The organism is Hymenobacter sp. DG25B, from assembly GCF_000801315.1.
Taxonomy (GTDB): Bacteria; Bacteroidota; Bacteroidia; order Cytophagales; family Hymenobacteraceae; genus Hymenobacter.
Window position 1 is genome coordinate 3,786,798 of sequence record NZ_CP010054.1, and the last position, 21,898, is coordinate 3,808,695.

Sequence of the window (21,898 nt, forward strand, 5' to 3'; positions counted from 1 at the left end):
ATGTATCCGGCCCCGCCCACGTCTCGCCGCCGCGCCTATGTTGCGCTGCCCGCAACGTGGGCGGTGGTCATTCTGGTCCTTACCCTCACGCCCAAGGACCATATGCCGCATGAGCCCCAATGGCAGCTGTTCTCTTTTTACACGGCAGCACATGCCTTTGTTTTCTGGGTGCTGGCTATCCTCTGCTATTTCTCGGCCCAGCGGCAAACCCGTTCCCCCTGGCTGCGCACCCACGCCATCAGCGTGCTGTTTGTAGGCTGCACGCTGTTCGGTTCTTTTATCGAACTGGCCCAGCTGGTGATGGACCTGGGCCGCTATGCGGAGTGGACGGATATATTAAGTGATGCCCTGGGCACGCTGGCCGGTCTGCTGATGGCCCAACTGGCCCTGCGCCGTTTCGCCTGATTTTACCCGTTAGCTTATGCTTGCACTCTGGAAGCTAACCCGGCGGCCCCTGCAATGGCTGGGCCTGAGCGCCTGCCTGCTCACGCTTGCGGCTGAACCGGCACAAAGCCAGGACATGCGCGAGGTGCGCCGCACGTTGCGTTACCTCACCTCCCGGCACCTGCACGGACGCGGCTATACGCACCAGGGAGACCAGCGCGCCGCTGCTTTCCTGGCGAAAAGTTTTAAGCGCCTAGGCTTATTGCCTTTTGACGCTGCCGCAACCTATACCCAGCCATTCCCGCTTACCGTCAACACCTTTCCGGGCCGGCTGGCCTTCGCCGTTGATGGCCACAAGCTGCAGCCTGGGCAGGATTTTATCCTGGCGCCTGAGTCAGGCGGCGGCCGCTTCACAGCTCCGGTTGTGTATTTTGATTCGCTGGCCTTAGCGCAGGACGCAGCCCGGCAGCAGTTTCTAGCGCAGCCACTGCAAACGGCTGCCCTAGTTCTGCCACAGGCTATTTACCGGCGTGTGCTAACCCAGCCCGCGCTGGCGCACAAACTAGGTGAAGCCCGCGCCCTGATTGCGCTTGTTCCCGATAAGCTTACGGCGTCTCTCGCCTCGCAGCAAATAACACAGTCCCGGTTGCGGGTAGCCACTTCCGCCTGGCCAACCGCAGCAAAACAAGTGACGCTCAAGCTGGACGCACGCCTGCAGCAGAACTACCGTACGCAGAACGTGCTGGGGTACCTTCCCGGCACCTCCCGCCCCGATTCTTTACTGGTAGTAACTGCGCACTACGACCACTTGGGCGAATTGGGCCGGCACCACTATTTCCCCGGTGCCAATGATAATACCAGCGGTACCAGTATGCTGCTCCAGCTGGCCCGGTACCTCAGCCAACCGGCCCACCGGTTGCGCTATACCGTGGTATTTATTGGTTTTAGTGCGGAAGAAGCAGGCCTGTTGGGTTCCCGCTATTTCACGGCGCATCCGCTATTTCCGTTAGATAAAGTCCGGTTTCTGCTGAACCTGGATTTAGTGGGCACCGGCGATACCGGCGCCACGGTAGTGAACGGCACGCTGCATCCACTGGAATTTCAATTGCTACAGCAACTAAACAGTGGCCCGGCAGGCGTGGGGTCCATCAACGCCCGCGGCAAAGCGGCCAACTCCGACCATTTTCCGTTTTCCGAAGCAGGCGTGCCAGCCTTCTTTCTCTACACCCGGGGCGGCATTGCTGCTTATCACGATGTGAATGACAAAGCGGCAACCCTGCCCCTGACGCGCTACGCAGCACTTTTCCAGCTGTTAAGTCAATTCCTTACCCGTTTAGCGCACTAAAAAACCACTCCGACTAATACAAAACGAAACTACCCCGGAACAGCCAGCCCTAAGGTCAGCGTATTCCGGGGTAGTCGTATTGTTTACTGGTAGAGCGAAAAGCGGGAAAGCTTAGCCGTTCGACTTCAGGGAGTTCATGATTTGCTTGGCTACCATTTCCCACTCGGGCTTCTGACGGTCAGCGCAGGTGAAAGTGCACATGAGCAGTTTGCCTTCCACATCGGTGAAGAAAATCAGGTTGTATACCTCGTGGCCCAACTCAGGCTTCATCAGCTCCAGGTAGCCTACGTGGCGGCCGCTTACGTCCTTCATGCCTTTCCCAAACCACTTGGCTTCGGGAAACTGCTTGGAGTAGGTCTTGATGAAGTTGTCCGTGTACATTTGGATCATATCCTGATCCGCCGTGTTATCGGTATAGGTGAAGGAAATGCTGGCCTCCTTGCTGTTGGTATAAATAACGCTGGGGCGGCTCTGGGCTTTGGCATAGATGAAGTCCATCTGCTGCTCGCTCATCACCTCAAAACCTTTGGGGATAAGAATCTCAACCCGCTCACTTAGAACGCGCTTCTTGATAAGTTCAACTTCTGCGGCAGGACGGGCAGCCATGAGCAGAAGCATCAGGCTGAATACTGGGAAGAGTAGAGCTTTTTTCATAGTCGTAGGCAGAAAAAAGATGGAATCAATCTATGGAAAGGACCGTATCAGCAGAAAAATCCAACTGTTCGGATAACACAATTTACTTACAATATCCGGAGTCGCAAGTATTTCGCAAAAAATATTTTAGCGACACCGATACCAATTCTCTCTACTTGTGGTAGAAAAGACCAATGAGTGAGATACTCAGCGTTTTGGATGAGCAAATATAAGAACGATTTAAATAGGCAAGCCTAAAATTGTTCAATTTTTCACTAAAAATTAATATCCCATTCGTTATCGGATTAATTCTATTAGCGTGCTCTATCTACGGAAATTGGGGCCAAGTTGGATTTAGAGAATATTGTTGATTTGCTCTTTTATTTTCTCCAGCTCTTCCTTCATTTCCACTACTAAGTGCTGAATCACAGGGTCGTTGGCCTTGGAACCGATAGTATTTATTTCCCGCCCAATCTCCTGCGAGATAAAAGCCAGCTTTTTGCCCGTGGGTTCGGGCAGAAATACTGTTTCGTTAAAATAATGCAAATGACTGATCAACCGGACCTTTTCTTCGGCAATGTCCAGCTTCTCGATGTAGTAGAGCAGTTCCTGCTCAAAACGGTTGGCATTGAACTGCTCAGAGGTGCTTAAATCGGCCAGATGAGCCCGTAGCTTTTCCCGGATGGTGTCTACCCGCACCGGGTCGTGGCGGTCTACATCGGCCAGCAGAATGCGGATCCGGTCAATGTAGCTCAGGATTTCGGTGGTCAGGGTCTGGCCTTCATCCTGCCGGAACTGATTAAGCTTATCCAGCGCTTCCTGTACCACGGGCTGCAATTCCTCCCAGGACAAGGCCTCGGTCTCGTCGGGGCGGGCGGCTTCAGACGGGCTTTGAATAATGCCGGGCATCTTCAGGGCCAAAGCAAACAGGTCAGTTTTGGGCGCGCCTACCAGCTCCGCCGCGCGGGATAACTCCTCATAAGCGGCCACCAGGGCTTCCTGGTTGAGGGCAAACTGCACGGAGGCCGTGGTACGGGGGCGGCTGAAGTCAACGCTCAGGTTGATTTTGCCGCGGCCCAGCGCCCGGGTGACCATGTTGCGGATTTCCAGCTCCTTATCATTGAGAAAGCGCGGCAGGCGCAGGCTCAGGTCCAGGCCTTTTGAGTTCAGGGATTTGGCTTCAACAACGAGAGAATACTGGTCGGTTTCGCGGGTGGCGGTACCGTAGCCGGTCATGGATTGGAGCATGGGGCAGACACATCAAAGGGTGAGTGGCCCTAAAAGTACGGCATCGGCAAACAACCCGCACTAGTACGCCGCCTTACGGACACACCTTGGTATAATAAAAAAGCCGGAGCCTAAGCTCCGGCTTTTCGCCAAACTGCCCTAGGGGCCAGCTTATTAGTAATCGGTCGTTTCGGGGGTGAAGTTGGTCCAGCCCTGCACCCAGTTTTCGGTGCCAAAGGCACCTTTGTAGGTCACTTTATCGAAGAAGCTATCAGCCGCTTTGCCTTCGAAACCAGCACCGGTGAGCAGCGGCGAGCTGGCCTCGGGCAGGAAGTTGGGCGCCGACAGGTTGAACGTGGCCGGGTTGAGGCCCAGCGTGCTCAGCTCCGCCCCCAGTACCGTGGAATTGCCTTTCCCGGTTTCCTTAAACCAAGCCGTGAGCTGATCCAGTGTGAAGGCATCGGTGTTGTTTTTGGCCACCAGCGCCGTGGTGGTATTGGCCAGTACTACCCCGCTCAGAGTGAGGCCACCCGCCTGGGCATTGGCCCAGGTAGGGCCGCCATCCAGGCGCAGCCCTTCCGGATAACCTACCACTACCGTGTTATAGATGCTGGTAGACGTGTTGCGGCGAAGGTGCATACCCGACTGGTACGCGCCGCTGCCCGACTGCTGGGCGTTGGAAGGCGTGCCTGCCGTAACAAAAGCACTGACGTTGCTGAACACCGGTGCCGTGAGGGGCATGCCTTCGTTGGCGCCAATGGTGCCGTCGGCCTTGGTGCCGGGGTTGAAGTTATCTGACTCAAAAGCGTTGGAGCCCGACTGGTCCGCAATCTGCGGGTCGCGCAGGGAAACGGCGTACTGCACCTTGCCGGTGTAGCCAAAGTCGGTATCAAAATCATCATCCCAGCCCCGGTAAGCCACCAGGTGCTTGGCATTTACGGTGCCGCCGAACCACTCGTAGGAGTCGTCGCCGGAGTAGGAAACCTGAATGTAGTCGAGCTTGGTGCCGGAGCCCACGCCGTACATAGTCAGGCCGTTGATTTCGCTGTTGGCGGCGGCTGAGAGGGGCACACCGGCAAACTCAATGCGTACATACTGCAGGCTGCCGGAGTTATCAGCGGCATCAGAGCCCCCGAACTCGCCCCGAATACCGCCTTCCAGCTTGGTAGACGATGGCTGGTTCATAGGCGCCCGGCCTACCAGTACCACCCCACCCCAGTCGCCGTACTTGCGGCTGCCTTTAGCCTGGGCTGAGGTAAACACAATGGGCTTGGCGGCCGTGCCATTGGCAATCAGCTTGGCGCCGCGCTCAATAATCAGGGAGCCTTTCGTGTCTTTGTCGCCGAAGATGACCGTGCCCGGCTGAATTTCCAGCGTCACGCCTTCGGTCACATACACAAAGCCTTTCAGCAGGTACTTCTCCGTAGCCAGCAATGTGCGGCTGGTCTTGATTTCGCCTTCCAGCACCACCCGGCCCTGGGGGTCGCGGGTACCATTGTCTACTACCACCGGAATAGGGTCCGGGTTGTCGTCTTTGCAGCTCACCGCTGCCACCGTCATCATAGCTACCAACAGTGCTTTACTCAGCTTTTTCATAGAAAGAATTATGGGAGTTGGGTACTGTATGAAGCGTGGAATTAGAACTTGAAGGTGAGGCCCAGGGAGGAGTTAGCGCCGCGGCGGAAGGAGCGCACGGTGGGGTCGCTGTTATCAATGCGGGCGTTGGTGTTGAGGTCCTGCACCAGTTTCACGGGCTGGTTGAGCACATCCTGCACGGCGGCACGCAGCTCCAGCTTCTGGCTCAGGCGCTTGGTCAGCACCAGGTCGATGACGTTGCGCGGGGCCTCATATACGGTAGGGTTGAGCAGGTTGCCCACCGCGAAAATGCGCGGCCCTACCACGTTGTAGAGCAAGTTCACCTGGGTGCCGGCTTCCGGGTTATCGTAGTAAGCGCCCAGGTTAATGAGGTAAGGTGACTGGTTTTGCAGGGGGCGCTTCTGGTCCTGAATGTCGGCCACGTTCTCGCGGCTTACTTCCCCGCCCAGGTCGGCGGCCAGTACGGTTTCGCCCAGGTCTACGCGGCTGAAGATGTAGGAGGCGTTGCCGACCAGCGAGATGCGGCGCAAAAAGCTGGAGTTGGTCAGCTCCGACAGCGACTTACGTACTTCCAGTTCCACACCGTAGTTCTGGGCCGATTTGGAGTTGACGAAGGTGTTGCTGAGGCCGGAAGGCGTGTACAGCAGGAACGACTCAATGGGGTTGCGGAACTGCTTGTAGAAAGCACCCAGCGAAATCATTTCGCCGGAGGCCGGGTAGTATTCCCAGCGCGCATCCAGGTTCTGAATGTTGGCCGTTTTGAGCGTGTAGTTGCCCACCACGTTCGAGTTCAGGTTGAAATCATAGAAGCTGAACGGCGCCAGTTCCCGGAACTCGGGCCGGTTGATGGTAGAGGCGTAGGCGGCCCGCACCAGGGCCTTGTCGGAAATGGTGTAGGTCATGTTCAGGGAGGGCAGCGGGCTGAGCACGCTGGTACCGCCCTGGGTGGGGGTGCCGTCCAGGCGGCGGCTGTTCACCTTAATGTCGTTGTACTCGGCGCGCAGGCCTATCGTGCCCGTAAAGCGGGGGCCCACCGGTACCATCAGGCTGGCGTAGCCGGCCACCAGCGTGTTGCTGGCATCGTAGCGGCCGTTGGGCTCGGTACCTTCCTCATACGTGAACTTGCCTTCGGTGCCCGTTACGTTTTCCGGCGCAAACACCTGGTCCAGCGGGAGGTAACGCACGCCGCTGGTATTGCCCACGCCCTGGTAGCCGAAGAAGCGGGAAGCAAAATTCCGGTCTTTGCGCTCGGCATACACGCCGGCCTTCAGCTTCATGCCGCGCTCCTCCCCCGATACCGAGGAAGAATCTTTCTGGCCCAGCTGATGCGTGAGGTTGGCCGCCACCGTTTCTACGCGCTCCGTCAGCTCCGAGAAGAAGCGGCCGGCATCGGTGGGGTTGGGGTCCGAGGGCAGGGCCACGCCGAACTCGGCAGGTACGCCTTCAGAGCCAGGGGTTACGTGGGGGCGGATGTAGCGCACCCGGCGCCAGTCGGGCTCGGTGCGGCGAATGATGGAGAAGCCGCTCTGCCAGTCGATGTTGGTTTTGTCGTTGGCCAGCTCGTGCTTGCCCAGCAGCTGGCCCGAGTACAGGCTGCGGCTCTCAAAGCGCTGCGAGTAGGCCCGCACGTCACTATCTGAGGAAGTAATATCCTGGCCTTCACGGGTAACGCTTTCCGAGAAACCCATTTGGTTGAACAGGTTCTTGAACTCGAAGGAAGTACGCGGGTTTACGCGCAGCCAGAAGTTCTGTACCAAACCCAGGCGGGCGTTGCTGCTGTAGGTGCGGTCATTATACTGCTGGCCCACTTTCTGGCCTTCGTAGAAGGACAGGTCGATATCAGAGTACTGATTGGTGTTGCTGTAGCTCAGGCTGGTCATGGTGCCGGCTTCTTTCTCGCCCAAGGCAAAGCGGCGGCCCATATTAAAGCCCAGACGGAAATCGGGCAGGGCTTTCTTGGTTTGCAGGCCCCAGCGGTTGGGCATCTGGTTGGCGTAGGCGGCGGCGCGCTCCGCCGTGAAGGGCGGCACGTGCAGCTGCACCGGGTAGTTGCCGGGCAGGTCGCGCTTGCCGTCATCAAAACCCAGGAAATCGAGCTTGCCGCCCTGGGCCTGCTGCACCTGCTGAAAGGTGGTATTGGCGCGGTAGCCACCGCCAATGCTCAGGTTAGTGAAGTTTTCCTGGGGCGCGCGCTTGGTATAGAGCTTTATAACGCCGCCCGCAAACTCGCCGGGCAGCTCCGCCGAGCCGGATTTGTAAATCATCATCCGGTCAATGGCGCTGCTCGGAATCATATCGAAGGAGAAAGCACGGCTGTCTACTTCGGTGCTGGGCGTCAGGATATCATTCAGCAGCACGGAGTTATAGCGTTGCGTGAGGCCACGCACCAGCACAAAGCGGTTGTCCTGAATAGAAACGCCGGGCACGCGGCGGGCAATCTGGGCCGCGTCGCGGTCCTGCGACTTCACTATCTGCTCAGAAGAAACGCCCACTGCTACCAGTTGGGCGTTCTTTACTTCCGTAATAACGGCTACTTCCGTGTTGGTAATGCGCTGCCCGGTTACCACCACATCGGCTAGCTGGTGGGCTGATTCCGCGAGACCGGTATTCACCACCAGCACCTTACCGCCTTCCACCGTTAGGTTAGGAATGGATTTGGTTTGATAGGAGATGTAGGAAATAACGAGTGTTTGCGGCCCGGCCGGTACTTTAGCCAGCGTAAAGTGGCCATCCAGGTCGGTAGAAGCGCCAATGGTAGTACCCTGCACGCCTACACTGGCCCCAATGATGGCCTCCTGCGTTTTTTCGTCTTTCACGACCCCGGTAATCGTACCAGTCTGAGCCGCGGCTTCCAGGCTGCTGAAGCTGAACAGCAACAGCGCCAGGGTGATGATTCGGGTTAGATGTGTGGCCATGTCAGTGATTTATGCCACAAAGCTCCTCTCCTAGTGTTACATCAATCGGACCTAATTATTACCAAATCGTTACCTAACAGTGCCTTGGGCCATACGGAAGCACCCGCCTAAATCCGTAGCTTGCAAACCGTGAGCAAACTGCGCATACTGATGCTGCCCAAGTGGTACCCCAACCGCTACGACGACCAGGATGGGGACTTCGTGGCCCGTCATATCCAGGCCATTGCGCAGGCAGATGCGGCCCTGCAAACGGCCGTAGTATTTGCCGCCGTAGCCCGTGCCCCTGTCCCTAAGCTGATAGAACTGGAGGCGGACCTAAGCGGCCTCACGCCTACCTGGCGCTACTACTACCGCTCCCGGCTTACCGGCCTGCCCTGGCTGGATAAGCCCTTGAAATTACTGCTGTGGCTGGTGTGTATGGCCCGCGGCCTGCGGGCCGTGCGCCAACACTGGGGCGGCAAGCTGCCCAATCTGGTGCACGCCCATATTCTGTTTCGGACGGGTATGCTGGCGCTGTGGCTGAAGTGGCGGCACGGCCTACCTTATCTGATTACGGAACACTGGACGATTTTTCAGCCGGCAAACGCCTGGCGCCTGGGGTGGCTGCGGCGTAAGTTGGCCGGGGTGCTGGTGCGGCAGGCAGCGGCGTACACGCCTGTTTCGGATGATCTGCGGCAGGCACTGGCCCGCTTCGGGGGCATAAACCCACACACCGTTATCATCCCTAATGTGGTAGATACAGCGCTGTTTCACCCACCTTCTATGCCCGGGCAGCGGCACGGCCTGCTGCATGTGGCCGCGTTTAATGAGCCGGCCAAAAACCTGAGCGGCACCTTGCGCACAGTAGCCCGGCTGCGCTCGGCCTATCCGGCCCTGAAGCTGCATCTGCGAATAGCAGGCTATGGTGCCGCGGAGGCACAGATGCACCAGCTGGCCGGCTCGCTGGGTTTGCTGGACGATGGCACGGTGGAGTTCCTGGGCAAGCTGCCACCCGCTCAGGTAGCAGCTGAAATGCGGCAGGCGCAGGCTCTGGTGCTGTTTTCCAATTATGAGAATTTACCCTGCGTACTGATTGAGGCCCAGGCCAGCGGCTTACCCGCCGTAGCCACCAGGGTGAATGGCGTACCGGAGCTGCTGCCGGATGATGGCTCCCGCGGCCTGCTGGTGCCACCCAGGGATGAACAGGCCCTGGCCCAGGCCCTGCTGGCAGTACTGCAGGCCCCACCCGGCCGCTTTGATTCCGCCACCCTCCGCGCCGAGGCAGTAGCTCGCTTCAGCTACCCGGCCGTAGGTGCCGCTTTTTTAGAAGTGTATCAGCAGATTGTCGCCCACAAGTAGCCCGCTTCAGTTTCTATGCTGCGCCGTATTCTCCACAACTTTGCTACCCGCCTGCTCACTGCCCTGCTCAGCTTTGGGGTGGTGTGGCTCACGGCGCGGTATCTGGGAGCGGCCGGGCGGGGGCACATCAGCCTGTTCCTGACGGATTGCGCGGCGCTGCTGCTCTTTATTGGGCTGCTGGGCGGCTCTTCGCTGATTTATCTGGCGCCGCGCCGCAACATCTGGCATTTGCTCCTGCCAGCCTACTGCTGGGCCTTGCTGGTGTGCGCGGCCGGCACGGCGGCGGTAGCTTTGCTGCGGTCTGTGTCGGCCGAGTATCTGCTGCATTTATGGGCCCTTTCTTTGTTGCAGGCCTTTCTTTCCGTTAACACGCTGCTGCTGCTGGGCCGCCGGCGTGATACACCCTATAATCTGCTCAGCGTACTGCCGGTACTGCTGTTAGCCAGCACGCTGCTGCTAAATTTTGCTCTGCTTCGGCAGCGCGAGCTGTCCGTCTATTTTCAGGTTTGTTACCTGGCGTATGGGCTGCCCTTGCTGCTCAGCTTTGGCTGGCTGGCGGGCTTGCCTAGGCCGTCGGAGGTGACGTCAGCCCTCCGTGGCACCATGCGGGAACTGGCCCGCCACAGTCGCGAAGCTCATCTTTCCAACATTCTCACCTTTATTAACTACCGCCTCAGCTACTATTTTGTAGCGCACTTCGCCGATGCCCGCGCCGTGGGTATTCTTTCCGTAGGAGTAGCCCTGGCCGAGGCCATCTGGATGATTCCGCGCAGCACCGCACTTATGCAGTATACTGAGCTGGTGCGGGCTGATGACAAGCGGGCGCAGGTGGCTAGGGCCATGCGCCTCACCCGCCTTACCCTTTTCCTGACCGTGGCCGCCGTGGTGGTGCTGTGTGCTTTGCCGCCGCAGCTTCTTTCTCTGGTGTTTGGACTGGAGTTTGCCACCGCCCGCCCCGTTATTCTGCTGCTGGCCCCGGGCGTGGTGGCCATTGCCCTCAGCCAGATTTGCAGCACTTATTTTACGGCCGTTACCCACTACCGCGTCAATAACCTGGCTACCCTGCTGGGCGTGGTGGTCACGCTGGTAGGCTGTGTAACGGTGGTGCCGGCCTGGGGCATTCGAGGTGCCGCGCTGGTCATGACTGTTTCCTACAGCTGCTCGGCGCTGTATCTGGTGCGCGCTTTCCTGCGAGCCACCGGTATCCGGTTGCTGGATTTACTACCGCGGCGCGAAGACGCCACCTACGCCTGGCAGCTGCTTCGCCTGGCTCAACCGCTTGCCACTGCCACAGAAGACGCCGCTTAACTGATAGGCACCTTGCGCAAAATAGCCTCAATCAGATCCGCCGTGCGAATACCGTCGGCCTCGGCTTCATAGTTCAGCAGAATGCGGTGGTTCAGCACGTCGGAGGCTACTTCCTTGATATCTTCCGGCAGCACGTAGTCGCGCTGGTCGAGGAAGGCCACGGCTTTGGCGGCGCGGTGTAGAGCAATGCTGGCCCGCGGGCTTACGCCAAACTGCACATACTGGGCAAACTCGGCCAGATCGTACTCGGCGGGCTTGCGCGTAGCAAACACCAGCTCAATAATGTACTTCTCCAGCGTTTCGGAAATCTGCACCTGGTTGATGAGGCTGCGAATGGCAAATATATCCTCCTTGTGCAGCACCGGGCTTACCTCGCCTACATAAGAAAGGTTGGCCATGCGGCGCATCACCTCCAGCTCATCGGCCTTTTTCAGATAGTCCACATACACCTTCATCATGAAGCGGTCTACCTGGGCCTCGGGCAGCGGGTAGGTCCCCTCCTGCTCCACCGGGTTTTGGGTGGCCAGCACCAGAAACGGCAGATCCAGCTGGTAGGTGGTTTCGCCAATGGTCACCTGCTTTTCCTGCATGGCCTCCAACAGGGCGCTCTGCACCTTAGCCGGCGAGCGGTTAATTTCATCGGCCAGCACCAGGTTGGCGAAAATCGGCCCCTTCTTTACTTCAAATATCGATTGGCTCTGGTTATAAATCATGGTGCCTACCAGGTCAGAAGGCAGCAAATCCGGCGTGAACTGCACGCGCTGAAACGGCAGGTGCAGCACCTTGGAAAGCGTACTAATGGTAAGCGTTTTGGCTAGGCCCGGCACGCCTTCCAAGAGAATATGCCCACCCGTAAACAAGCCAATCAGCAGCCGATTGACCATGTACTGCTGGCCTACCACGACCTTGCCTACTTCCGTAAATACCTGGCGGATTTTGTCGCGGTAGTCGTCCATGCAGTTGCAATATAAAGCAGATAGAAAAGTAAAAGAGAGACAACCGCTCTGGTTGAACACTAGCTGTACCAACCGGTTTTCTCAAAAATAGAGATTCAGCCAGATTTGCGGTGGTTTTTTCCTCAGCCTATGCCGCGGGCAGCAAATCAGCCTTGGAGCTAGGGTGCTTACAGTAATACATCATACACTCAACAAAAAGGCCCCAAGCATTGCGCTTGAGGCCTTTTTTGTACCAGAGACGGGAATCGAACCCGTACGCTCGTGAAAGCAAGGGATTTTAAGTCCCTCGTGTCTACCAGTTCCACCACTCCGGCAGCCGTGCAGCAAACATGCACAAAAATAAAAAAGGACGCTGCGCGGGCAACGTCCTTTTTTGAGCGGGAGACGAGGTTCGAACTCGCGACCTCGACCTTGGCAAGGTCGCGCTCTACCAACTGAGCTACTCTCGCTTGAGGTTTGCCACCGTAGTGGCGTTTGGTGTGACAAAGGTACTAGGAGATTCTCTTTTGTCAAGCCTTTGAACCTAAAATTTCTCGTTTTGCCTCTTAAAAAAGTGCTTCTATCTCATTTTCAGACACTTTTTTTCTTCTTCTTTCTGAATTTGGATCAAGCACAAACCGCAATATGGCTCCTCAAAATCGGTGTCGGGGCTCGTTCTTTCAGGAACGGAGCGCAGCTCAAAAACTACTTACCGCCTAAAACCAGCTTCAACTCATTGATTTTCAACAAGGCTTCAATGGGTGTCAGGGTGTTCACGTCCAGGTGCTGCAATAGCTCCCGCACGCGCTCCAGGGCCGGGTCAGCGGGCTCAAACATGCTGAGCTGCAAACTGGGGCGCGGGGCGGTAGCAACGGCTGCGGCGGGCTGGGCTACCGGACCACGGGCAGCCTTTGCCTTGGCTTTGCCATTGCTGGCTGGCCGATCATCCAGCCCGGCCAGCACGTCATCAAACTCCGTGGGGCCCTCTTCCAGGCCGGCGCTGGTGCGCTCCTGCTCCAGGTGGTGCATAATTTCGTTGGCGCGCAGCACCACGGCCGTAGGCATGCCGGCCATGCGGGCCACGTGGATGCCAAAACTGTGCTCCGAGCCGCCCTCCTGCAGCTTGCGCAGGAACAGAATGCGCCCATCGGCCTCCTTCACGGCCACGTTGTAGTTGCGCACCCGCGGGCAGTCGTCGGCCAGCTGGTTGAGTTCGTGGTAGTGGGTGGCGAACAGGGTTTTGGCCCGCGCTTTGGGGTTGTTGTGCAGATGCTCCACAATGGCCCAGGCAATGCTGATACCGTCATAGGTACTGGTGCCGCGCCCGATTTCATCCATCAGCACCAGGCTTCTGTCGGAGAGGTTATTGAGGATGCTGGCGGTTTCCGTCATCTCCACCATGAAGGTGCTTTCGCCCTTACTCAGGTTATCGGAAGCGCCCACACGGGTGAAGATTTTGTCGATAACGCCGATGGTAGCGGCCTCGGCGGGCACGAAAGAGCCAATCTGGGCCAGCAGCACAATCAGGGCTGTCTGGCGCAGCAGGGCCGATTTACCGGCCATGTTGGGGCCGGTAATCACCACAATCTGCTGGTCTTCCTGATCCAGGCAGATGTCGTTGGGAATGTAAGCCTCGCCGGGGGGCAGCTGGCGTTCAATAACCGGGTGGCGCCCCTGGCGGATATCCAGCACGGTGGACTCATTCACTTCCGGTTTCACGTAGCGGTGCTGGCGGGCGGTGGTAGCAAAGGAAGCCAGGCAATCGAGCACGCCAATGGCGCGTGCGTTCTGCTGAATCTGAGGCACAAACTCTCCGGCCGTGAGTACCAGCTCATTGTAGAGCTGCTGCTCAATCACAAACAGGCGGTCCTCGGCGTGCAGGATTTTCTCCTCGTAGGTTTTGAGCTCTTCCGTGATGTAGCGCTCGGCGTTAACCAAGGTCTGCTTCCGAATCCAGGTGGTGGGCACCTTGTCCTTGTGGGCGTTGGTAACTTCCAGATAGTAGCCGAACACCTTGTTATAGGCCACTTTCAGGGAGCTGATGCCGGTGTTGCGCTGCTCGCGCTGCTGCAATTGCAGCAGGTAGTCCTTGCCCGAAAACGCAATGCTGCGCAGTTCGTCCAGCTCCTGGTGCACGCCATCCAGAATCACGTTGCCCTGGTTGGTCAGTACCGCGGCATCGGGGCGGATTTTGGTGTTGATTTCCTCCCGCAACGAGGCGCAGGGGTTCAGCTGATCAGCCAGCTTTTGCAGGGCTTTCAGGCCGGAACCAGCCAGCAGGGCCCGGATGGGCTCCATGGCTTCCAGGGCGCGGGCGAGCTGCAGCAGCTCGCGCGGGTTGATGCGGCGCACAGCTACCTTGGAAATCAGGCGCTCCAGGTCGTTTATCTGGCGCAGCTGCTGATTCAGCTCGCCCAGCAGCTCACTGTTCTGCAGCAGACCATCCACGGTATCGAGGCGGCGCTGAATCTGCACGGGCTCTTTCAGGGGCAGCACCACCCACTTGCGCAGCAGGCGCGCGCCCATGGGCGTCACGGTCTGATCCAGAATATCAATGAGGGGCACGCCGCCGGGGTGCTGGGGGTAGACCAGCTCCAGGTTGCGGACGGTGAAGCGGTCCAGCCACACGTACTTATCCTCTTCCAGCCGCCCAATGCTGCTGATGTGCGCCACATCGTCGTGCTTGGTTTCGGCGAGGTAGTGCAGGATGCAGCCGGCGGCCGTGATGCCCTCGCGCAGGCCATCAATACCAAAGCCTTTGAGGGACGTGGTGTTGAAGTGGCGGGTGAGAATATCGTGGGTGTAATCGAAGCCAAACACCCACTCATCCAGCGCATAGTGGCAGAAATCGGGGCCGTAGTGGTGCTCGAAATCGTGGCGGCTTTTCTTGCAGAAGAGCACCTCGGCGGGGCTGAAATTCTGCAGCAGCTTGCCGATGTAGTTATGGTCGCCCTGGGCTACCAGAAACTCGCCGGTGCTGATATCCAGAAAGCTGATGCCGCACTCCTGCTTGCCAAAATGCACGGCGCAGAGGTAGTTGTTGCTCTTGCGCTCCAGCACGTTGTCGTTGAACGAGACGCCCGGCGTGACGAGCTCCGTAATACCGCGCTTCACCAGGCCTTTGGCCTGCTTGGGGTCTTCCAGCTGGTCGCAAATGGCTACGCGCTGCCCGGCGCGCACCAGGCGGGGCAGGTAGTTATCGAGGGAGTGATGGGGGAAACCCGCCAGCGGGGTTTCGGAGGAGGTGCCCGCGCCGCGCTTAGTGAGGGTGATTTCCAGAATGCGCGCCGCCGTTACGGCATCTTCCCCGAAGGTCTCATAGAAGTCGCCGACGCGGAACAGCAGCAGCGCGCCGGGGTGCTGCTGCTTCAGCTGATAGTACTGCTTCATCAGCGGCGTATCAATCACGGGCGCGGGGCCCAGCGTGCCGTGGGTGCGGATGGGCTTTTTATCGGAAGCAGCTACTTTGGATTTCACGGAAGCGGAACTACAGAGGAAGAGGTAAAAATGCCAGTCATCAGGCCGTCATGTCGAGCGTAGTTGAGACATCTAGCTCGCGCCGTTTGGTTACCATTGCAACCTCAGCACGCGAGATGTCTCGGCTGCGCTCGACATGACGGTCAGTTAGTTGTCAAAGGCTGACAAACAGCGAACAGCCGGCCGGGCCTTCCTACCTTTGCGCTATGCGCAAACTTTCCATGGAAGAGCTGAACCGGCTGACGGTGGCAGACTTCAAAAATACGCAAAAATTCCCCCTCACTTTAGTCCTTGATAACGTGCGCAGCCTGCATAACGTGGGCGCCGCCTTCCGCACGGCCGATGCGTTTGCCATTGAGAAAATGTGGCTCTGCGGCATTACGGGCCGCCCACCGCAGCGCGAAATCACCAAAACGGCGCTGGGCAGCACCGAGTCGGTGGTGTGGGAATATGCCGCGAGTACGCTGGATGTGGTGCGGCAGCTGCAGGCCGCGGGCTACGTGGTGGTGGCCGTGGAGCAAACCACCGGCAGCCAGCTGTTGCCTGCTTTTGAGCTGGAGCCCGGCCGGCCTTATGCGTTGGTGATGGGTAACGAGGTATTTGGGGTGGATGATGAGGTGCTGGCCCAGTGCGACGCCGCCGTGGAAATTCCGCAGTTCGGCACCAAACACTCGCTCAACGTTTCGGTGGCGGCCGGGGTGGTGCTCTGGGATTTTCTCACCAAGATGGGTTTTCAGGCCCCGGCCCGGTAACCAGCCGTTGACCAAAAAAGCAAAAGGCCCTTCGCTGTTGAGCGAAGGGCCTTTTTGATCAGGCAAGAGCCAACAGTACTACTGCTGAATCATCAGGCGCTGCGTTTGCCGGTTGCTATCGGTACCGATGGTGACGTAGTAGATGCCCGCCGCCAGGTTATGCAGACTAACGGGCTCTTCTACCCGGCCCTGCACGGCGGTAACCGTGGTATGCAGCACGGCTTTGCCCAGCTGATTATACACCACCAGCGGGGCGCTGGTCACGGACTTATCCAGCTGCGTAACCACGGTGAACTGGCCGGTGCTGGGGTTGGGGAATACGCTCAGGCCATCGGCGGCCGTTATGGGCAGGGGGCGTGGGGTCTGAATGTAGAGGTTATCGACGGCCCAGCCCCAGCCGTGGGCACCGGCATCGGTAAACAGCCGGAAGCGCAGCTTCACTACCTCACCGGCCGAGAATTTATCGAGCAGGTTGAGTTTGCGCTCTTTATATAGGGCGGGCATACCGGTGCCAGTGGAGTTGTTACCGCTGGTGCCTTTGTTCCATTCGGCCAGCCAGGTGGCATTGGCGCGGGCATCGTAGCCATCGGCCAGGGGCGTCCAGGTCTGGCCGTTGTCGGAGCTGCCTTCCACTACCACGTAATCGTAAAACTCGGGGGTATTGAAAGCGGCGGCGGTTTCGCCGGGCTCTACCAGTACTATCTCATCAAAGATGACGGTAGCGGCGCTGGCTTCATTGGCTACCGTAATGGGCACCAGCAGCTGGTAGATAAAGTTGCTTTCCTGGTTGGGCCCGGTGCCATCGGCATACGGATGTTCCGTATTCATGGCGCCATTGCTGAAGCCGGTGGGCTTACCAATGGAGAAGCCATTGCCCACAAAGTCAGTGGTGGTCGTGCTATTAAAATTATTGATGTAGGTAGCCTGCGCCGGCTTAAAGTCGACTACCGGTACCGTGTGATATCCGCTGGCAGGGCTATAAGCCAGGTTGTGAGCCTGGGAGGCATCCTGGGCCACAATGCGGTAGGTAATAACATCACCAGCATTAATAGCACCACTGGCGGCCGAGAGGGTACCCTGATACAGACCGTTGGCCTGCCGGGTTAGCTCTACCTCGGGGCGGGTCTGGCCGTTTACTTTCACTTCAGCATACACCCGCGCCACGCCAATATTGTCGGTTACTTCCGCTACCAGCAGGTAAGGCAGCTGAGAGGTAAACAGGAAAGCCGGGGGCTGGTGCCCCACTACCGGCGCTTCGGCATCGGGGCCGATGACAAACTCGTAGCGCGGCTGCTCCGGCTTGCCGGGCGTGCCCGCGCCGGGGGCGGTGTAGGTACGCTTGGTTTCGTTATCGGAAGCTTTTAGGAAGTAGCTGATTTTAGCCGCGGCCGCCGGCTTGGGAATACTGCCAGCATACTCGTTGGCGCGGCCGGTGGGCTGCAGTGTAATGGTGGCATCGGGCCCGCCATTGGCCGCGTACACCAGCTGTACGGAGCCTGGGGTTACGGCACCATCTGATACAACTACCGCCGTTACGGGGTAGCTCTGCAGGGTCTCGGCATCGGGCAGCGGGGTGTGCCGAATGGCGGTGTTAAACCAGCCCATGTCGTTGAACATGGCCAGCACCAGCGGCCCGGGCTGGTGGTTGGACTCCCCGTCCGCAATTTGCGGCGACATCAGAGAGTTGGCAGTGCCCGCCTTATAGGTAGCCTCGTCTAAGTGCGAAACACTGGAACCGCCGCTGAACGTGGCCGGCGCATACAGCCGGGGGCGCACCGTTTTGTTGGCCTCTACGGCCAGGGGGCTGTTAAAGTGCAGGCCGGCACTGGTAAGCTGGGTACCCAGCTGCGTAGAAGGATTGCTAAAGGCAGTTTCGTTGGTCAGGCGCTGGCCACTGGTGTTTTCGATGAACGAATCGTACACCGAGGGCAGACCGCTAAAGCCGTAGCTGCCTTTCTTCTGGTCGTCCTTGTCCATGGTATCCACAAAGCCCAGGCCGTGGCCCAGCTCATGCAGCACCACGGTTACCAGGTCGTACTGGCCTTCCGGCGTTTTGCCGTCCAGCCCATAATACCAGTCAAATTTGCTGTTGAAGCTGGCGGCAATATCCGGCTCGGAGGCAGCATTCAGGTCCTGGCCATGAATTTTCTCGGCCAGCGCTACCGGAAACCAGGCGTTGGTGCGGGGCGTGCCGCTAAAGTTTCGGTAGTAAGATGTAGACCCCGCCGAGCCCAGCGTACCGGCCGCCAGCTCTTTCCAGGTAGCATCAATATGAATCTCTACCGGACTCTCCAGCAGCGCCTCCCAGATATCCACGGCATGTTGAAAAGCCTTCTGGGCCTGGGGCGTAAAGTCGTGGTAAGTTACGGTGATGGATGCCGCTCCGGCGGGGCGGGCTTTGCCGGCCCGTACCTGCAGAAACCGCTCCGGGGGCGCTACGCGCGTAACGCCGGTTTGCGTGGTGGCAAAACATATAGTACTCCGCCCCGGCGCCCGCTGTAGTTTATTGGATTGGGCCGATACCGTCTGACCCGAAGCCCACAGGCCCAGCAGTAGAAGTAAGTGTCTTTTCATGGAGAAGAAAGGAATTTTTCGCAACCGACTGCTACCTTATATAGTGCAATAATACTGCCCTGGAACCGCCCCTGCCTGCTTCCTGTTCGGGACACAAGCAGCTTTAGAATAGTTGCGTTCAGGAAAAATACTACCATTTCCTGAGTCCGCATAAAAAGTGAGGCGTCAAAAAGAATTTTTGGGTATCCGGGTGCCGTGCTATTAGCCGGCAAATCGGAAACTCCTGCAGGGGTCAAAATAATTCCACCAGCCGCGGCTATCAAAACGCTTTCCTTTCAGTTTGTTATCTTTCCAGACTCTTTTACTAAACCTGTTTTTCTGTGCGTACAACTTCTACCCTGCTGGGTAGGTGGCTGGTGGTGGGGCTGTGGCTTGCTCTCCCCCGCCTGGCCCCTGCCCAATCCTTCTCCGCCGATTATGCCCGCCAATACCTGAGCAGCCACCGCGCGCAGCTGGGCCTCACGGAGGCTGACGTAGCTGCTCCGGCCATAACGGATACCTATACCGATGCCCACAACGGGGTTTCGCACGTGTATCTGCGCCAGCAGCATTTGGGCCTGGAAGTGCTAGGCACTGAAATGAGCCTGCACTTTGACGGCCAGGGAGAAGTGCTCACGCAAACGGGAAAGTTTGTGACAGACCTGGCCAGCAAAGCGCCCGCTCCTACGGCCACGGTAGCTGCCCCGGCGGCCATGGCGGCGGCGGCGCAGGTGCTGCACCTCACGCCCACCCCGCAGCCCGCTTCCCCGGCGCAAAGCCGCTCTACCCGCCTCACGCTGTATGATGCGGCCCTTTCCACGGAAGAAATTCCTACCCAGCTGGCCTATGCCGTGCAGCCCGATGGCAGCGTGAAGCTGGTATGGCAGCTGGTGATGCACCCACCCAAAACCACCCACCAGTGGAGCCTGCAGGTAGATGCCACTACCGGGAAAGTACTAAAGCGCCGGGACCGGAATCCGCAGGAGAAGCTGGCCCCGCCCACTGCCGTACCAGTTACTATTCCTTTCCTGCCCGCCAGCCGGGCAGCGGCCCGCCCCTCCGGCACCGATGCCACCTATAATGTGTTTGCGGTGCCAGTGGAAGCCCCGGGCTTTGGGCCCCGGAGCCTGGCGCGCAACCCCGCCGATGCCAAAGCCTCGCCCTATGGCTGGCATGATAACAATGGGGTGGCCGGACCGGAGTACACCACCACCCGCGGCAACAATGCCTCCACGTACATCCCCAGCACGACCGTTGCCTCCTACTTTGCCGATGGCGGCACCAGTCTCAACTTCGATTTTGCTTACGACGCCCAGAAGTCGGCCGTAACCAACAAGAATGCCGCGCTAACGCAGCTGTTCTACCTGAACAACATCATGCACGACATTTCCTTTCAGTATGGATTTACGGAAGCTGCCGGCAACTTTCAAACGAAGAACTACACCGGTCTGGGCAAAGGCAGCGACGCAGTGCGCGCCCTGGCTCAGGACCCAGATGGCGTTTACAATGCTTACTTCTCGGCCGCAGTAGACGGCAAAAGCTCCGCCATGCACATGTTTTTGTGGCCGGGCACTACCACCTTTAAGGTAACTGGCCCATCTTCTATTGCCGGGCAGTACCCCGTGGTGGAAGGTGCTATCGGGCCGAGCTTATCTGCCGGCGCGCCCATTACGGGCAAGCTGGTATTGGTAGATGATGGCAGTGCCGCCCCCACACTGGGCTGTACCGCTCCCCTGAAAAACGCGGCGGCCCTGAAAGGCAACATTGCCCTCATTGACCGGGGCACCTGCACGTTTTCAGATAAAGTGCAAGCCGCCCAGAATGCCGGCGCTATAGCTGCAGTAGTGGTTAATAACCAGCCCGATACGCTCATCACCATGAGTGGCGACTACAAGCTCAGCATTCCCAGTGTATTTATGCGCCTCGGCGACGGCAACCTTATCAAGGAGCGCCTGAAGGCCGGCGAAACCGTTACTATCAGCATGGAAACCCCAGTGGGGCGGGATGGGGCCTTTGATAATGCCGTAGTAGCGCACGAGTACACCCATGGTATTTCCATCCGCCTCACGGGCGGACCGGCCTCGGTGGAGTGCCTGAATAACAAGGAGCAGATGGGTGAAGGCTGGAGCGACTTTTTTGCCCTGTGGCTGACGACCAAACCCGGCGACACGGGCACCACGCCCCGCAGTATTGGCTCCTACGTAATGGGGCAGGCCACCAGCGGCGTGGGTATCCGGAACAAGTTCTACAGCACCGATATGGCCGTGAACGACTTTTCCTATGCCATCATCGGCACCCCGCCCTTTGATGAGGAGCACTCCATTGGCGAAGTATGGGCCAGCGTACTCTGGGATTTGAACTGGGAGATGATTAAGCAATACGGCTACAGCACCGACCTGTACCGGGGCACCGGCGGCAACAACAAAACCATGCAGCTGGTGATGGACGGCCTGAAGCTGCAGAAATGCAGCCCCGGCTTCCTTGATGGCCGCGACGCCATTCTGGCCGCTGATAAAGCCAACAACAAAGGCGTCAACCAGGCCCTGATCTGGCGGGTGTTTGCCCGCCGCGGCATGGGCAGTGATGCTGTGCAGGGCAGCAGTGATAACCTGAAGGATAACAAGGCCGGCTATGCTATGCCCACCGTGCTGGCAACCACCCGGGAGCTGGCCGCTTCTTCCGTGGAGCTGTACCCCAACCCGGCGCAGGACCAGCTAACGCTCCGCACGTTTGGGCTGGGTAGTGCTCCCGTGCAGGTAGCCGTATACTCGGTGCTGGGCACGGAGGTGCTGCGTTCTACCTTTACCGCGGCGCAGGCACAGCGTGGTAGCCAATTGTCGTTGGGCAACCTGGCCGATGGGGTATATATGGTGCGCATTTCTACGCCTAACGGGGCACTTACCCGCAAAGTGGTGGTACAGCACTAAAAGAAAATTGCCAGAAGGAGAAAAAGCGGCCCCCAACAGGGCCGCTTTTTTGTTTTTCAAAAGCTTCTCTTTTCTGCAACCTACCCTTATGCCTGTTACCAATTCCTCTACTGCCCGGGATACCGCCCTGCTGGCTATGCGCCCCCTTATTGAAGGGGTGCCGGCCTATGAAACGCCCCAGACCGTGGCCGACTTCCTGCACCACACGCTGCGCCCCCTGCTCAAGCTGCAGAACATGCCCTTGCTACTCACCCTCACCGACTATGTGCACGACCATCACATACCCCTCGCGCAGCGCAGCTCCACTGAGCAGCAGCGCCTACTAACCGATTTGCTGGCCCGCAACGTGAAGCTGCGCTATACTTTGGTGGGGCTGATAGCCGGCCTGTTTACGGCGGCAGAAACCGCATTCTACCGGCAGCACCGCCCTGAGCTAAACCGGCGGCTGATTGAAATGGCCACCCACCGCCTGCTGGATCAGCTGCCTGCCCTTCATCAGTGAATTATT

14 protein-coding genes and 2 tRNA genes are annotated in these 21,898 nt (G+C 58.5%); 7 read left to right on the forward strand and 9 right to left on the reverse strand.

The window, feature by feature from the left end:
- Complete coding sequence (locus tag PK28_RS16265; RefSeq protein WP_044515727.1) at window positions 1-405, forward strand: VanZ family protein; 405 nt, start codon at window positions 1-3, stop codon at window positions 403-405.
- Between the two features lie 16 nt (window positions 406-421).
- Window positions 422-1,729 (forward strand): M28 family metallopeptidase, encoded by a 1,308-nt coding sequence (locus tag PK28_RS19600; RefSeq protein ID WP_052430582.1) that lies wholly within the window; start codon window positions 422-424, stop codon window positions 1,727-1,729.
- Window positions 1,730-1,840: 111 nt separating this feature from the next.
- Here the strand turns inward: PK28_RS19600 and PK28_RS16275 are convergent, their stop codons facing one another.
- The 4 genes from PK28_RS16275 to PK28_RS16290 form a co-directional block, all read right to left on the reverse strand.
- Window positions 1,841-2,383 (reverse strand): hypothetical protein, encoded by a 543-nt coding sequence (locus tag PK28_RS16275; RefSeq protein ID WP_044515729.1) that lies wholly within the window; start codon window positions 2,381-2,383, stop codon window positions 1,841-1,843.
- 333 nt (window positions 2,384-2,716) lie between these two features.
- Window positions 2,717-3,610 (reverse strand): YicC/YloC family endoribonuclease, encoded by an 894-nt coding sequence (locus tag PK28_RS16280; RefSeq protein WP_044515731.1) that lies wholly within the window; start codon window positions 3,608-3,610, stop codon window positions 2,717-2,719.
- Between the two features lie 153 nt (window positions 3,611-3,763).
- Window positions 3,764-5,185 carry a beta-helix domain-containing protein gene (locus PK28_RS16285; protein WP_044515734.1) on the reverse strand — a complete coding sequence of 474 codons (1,422 nt, stop codon included), beginning with the start codon at window positions 5,183-5,185 and terminating at the stop codon, window positions 3,764-3,766.
- A 41-nt stretch (window positions 5,186-5,226) separates the two neighbouring features.
- On the reverse strand, window positions 5,227-8,100 hold the full coding sequence (locus PK28_RS16290; protein WP_044515736.1) for a TonB-dependent receptor: 2,874 nt from the start codon (window positions 8,098-8,100) through the stop codon (window positions 5,227-5,229).
- Window positions 8,101-8,229: 129 nt separating this feature from the next.
- Between PK28_RS16290 and PK28_RS16295 the strand changes: the two genes are divergently transcribed.
- Entirely contained in the window at window positions 8,230-9,438 is a 1,209-nt protein-coding gene (locus PK28_RS16295) for a glycosyltransferase (RefSeq protein WP_156126439.1), read from the forward strand.
- A 15-nt stretch (window positions 9,439-9,453) separates the two neighbouring features.
- Entirely contained in the window at window positions 9,454-10,746 is a 1,293-nt protein-coding gene (locus tag PK28_RS16300) for a lipopolysaccharide biosynthesis protein (RefSeq protein ID WP_044515739.1), read from the forward strand.
- Here the strand turns inward: PK28_RS16300 and PK28_RS16305 are convergent.
- The 4 genes from PK28_RS16305 to mutS form a co-directional block, all read right to left on the reverse strand.
- A complete protein-coding gene (locus PK28_RS16305) occupies window positions 10,743-11,702 on the reverse strand; it encodes an AAA family ATPase (RefSeq protein WP_044515741.1) in 960 nt (319 codons plus the stop codon). The genes PK28_RS16300 and PK28_RS16305 overlap by 4 nt on opposite strands.
- A 230-nt stretch (window positions 11,703-11,932) precedes the next feature.
- Window positions 11,933-12,016 (reverse strand) — tRNA-Leu (locus PK28_RS16310).
- A 62-nt stretch (window positions 12,017-12,078) separates the two neighbouring features.
- Window positions 12,079-12,151, reverse strand: a tRNA-Gly gene (locus tag PK28_RS16315).
- A gap of 235 nt (window positions 12,152-12,386) precedes the next feature.
- Window positions 12,387-15,071, reverse strand: coding sequence for a DNA mismatch repair protein MutS (gene mutS / locus PK28_RS16320; RefSeq protein WP_044517421.1), 2,685 nt, complete (start codon window positions 15,069-15,071; stop codon window positions 12,387-12,389).
- Between the two features lie 293 nt (window positions 15,072-15,364).
- Between mutS and PK28_RS16325 the strand changes: the two genes are divergently transcribed.
- Entirely contained in the window at window positions 15,365-15,910 is a 546-nt protein-coding gene (locus tag PK28_RS16325; RefSeq protein ID WP_044515743.1) for an RNA methyltransferase, read from the forward strand.
- Window positions 15,911-15,988: 78 nt separating this feature from the next.
- Here PK28_RS16325 and PK28_RS16330 read toward each other — a convergent pair whose 3' ends face one another.
- Complete coding sequence (locus PK28_RS16330; protein WP_044515746.1) at window positions 15,989-18,484, reverse strand: T9SS type A sorting domain-containing protein; 2,496 nt, start codon at window positions 18,482-18,484, stop codon at window positions 15,989-15,991.
- A gap of 320 nt (window positions 18,485-18,804) precedes the next feature.
- On the opposite strand from PK28_RS16330, the gene PK28_RS16335 reads away from it, so the two are divergent.
- Together PK28_RS16335 and PK28_RS16340 are read left to right on the forward strand one after the other, a co-directional pair.
- Entirely contained in the window at window positions 18,805-21,390 is a 2,586-nt protein-coding gene (locus PK28_RS16335; protein ID WP_082017171.1) for a M36 family metallopeptidase, read from the forward strand.
- Window positions 21,391-21,478: 88 nt separating this feature from the next.
- A complete protein-coding gene (locus tag PK28_RS16340) occupies window positions 21,479-21,892 on the forward strand; it encodes a hypothetical protein (RefSeq protein ID WP_156126440.1) in 414 nt (137 codons plus the stop codon).
- Window positions 21,893-21,898: the final 6 nt, after the last annotated feature.

Coding starts and splice junctions, on each gene's coding strand:
- PK28_RS16325 (WP_044515743.1), top strand. CDS start 15,365: ATGCGCAAACTTTCCATGGAAGAGCTGAACCGGCTGACGGTGGCAGAC.
- mutS (WP_044517421.1), bottom strand. CDS start 15,071: ATGAAGCAGTACTATCAGCTGAAGCAGCAGCACCCCGGCGCGCTGCTG.
- PK28_RS19600 (WP_052430582.1), top strand. CDS start 422: ATGCTTGCACTCTGGAAGCTAACCCGGCGGCCCCTGCAATGGCTGGGC.
- PK28_RS16290 (WP_044515736.1), bottom strand. CDS start 8,100: ATGGCCACACATCTAACCCGAATCATCACCCTGGCGCTGTTGCTGTTC.
- PK28_RS16300 (WP_044515739.1), top strand. CDS start 9,454: ATGCTGCGCCGTATTCTCCACAACTTTGCTACCCGCCTGCTCACTGCC.
- PK28_RS16330 (WP_044515746.1), bottom strand. CDS start 18,484: ATGAAAAGACACTTACTTCTACTGCTGGGCCTGTGGGCTTCGGGTCAG.
- PK28_RS16305 (WP_044515741.1), bottom strand. CDS start 11,702: ATGGACGACTACCGCGACAAAATCCGCCAGGTATTTACGGAAGTAGGC.
- PK28_RS16275 (WP_044515729.1), bottom strand. CDS start 2,383: ATGAAAAAAGCTCTACTCTTCCCAGTATTCAGCCTGATGCTTCTGCTC.
- PK28_RS16285 (WP_044515734.1), bottom strand. CDS start 5,185: ATGAAAAAGCTGAGTAAAGCACTGTTGGTAGCTATGATGACGGTGGCA.
- PK28_RS16280 (WP_044515731.1), bottom strand. CDS start 3,610: ATGCTCCAATCCATGACCGGCTACGGTACCGCCACCCGCGAAACCGAC.
- PK28_RS16340 (WP_156126440.1), top strand. CDS start 21,479: ATGCCTGTTACCAATTCCTCTACTGCCCGGGATACCGCCCTGCTGGCT.
- PK28_RS16265 (WP_044515727.1), top strand. CDS start 1: ATGTATCCGGCCCCGCCCACGTCTCGCCGCCGCGCCTATGTTGCGCTG.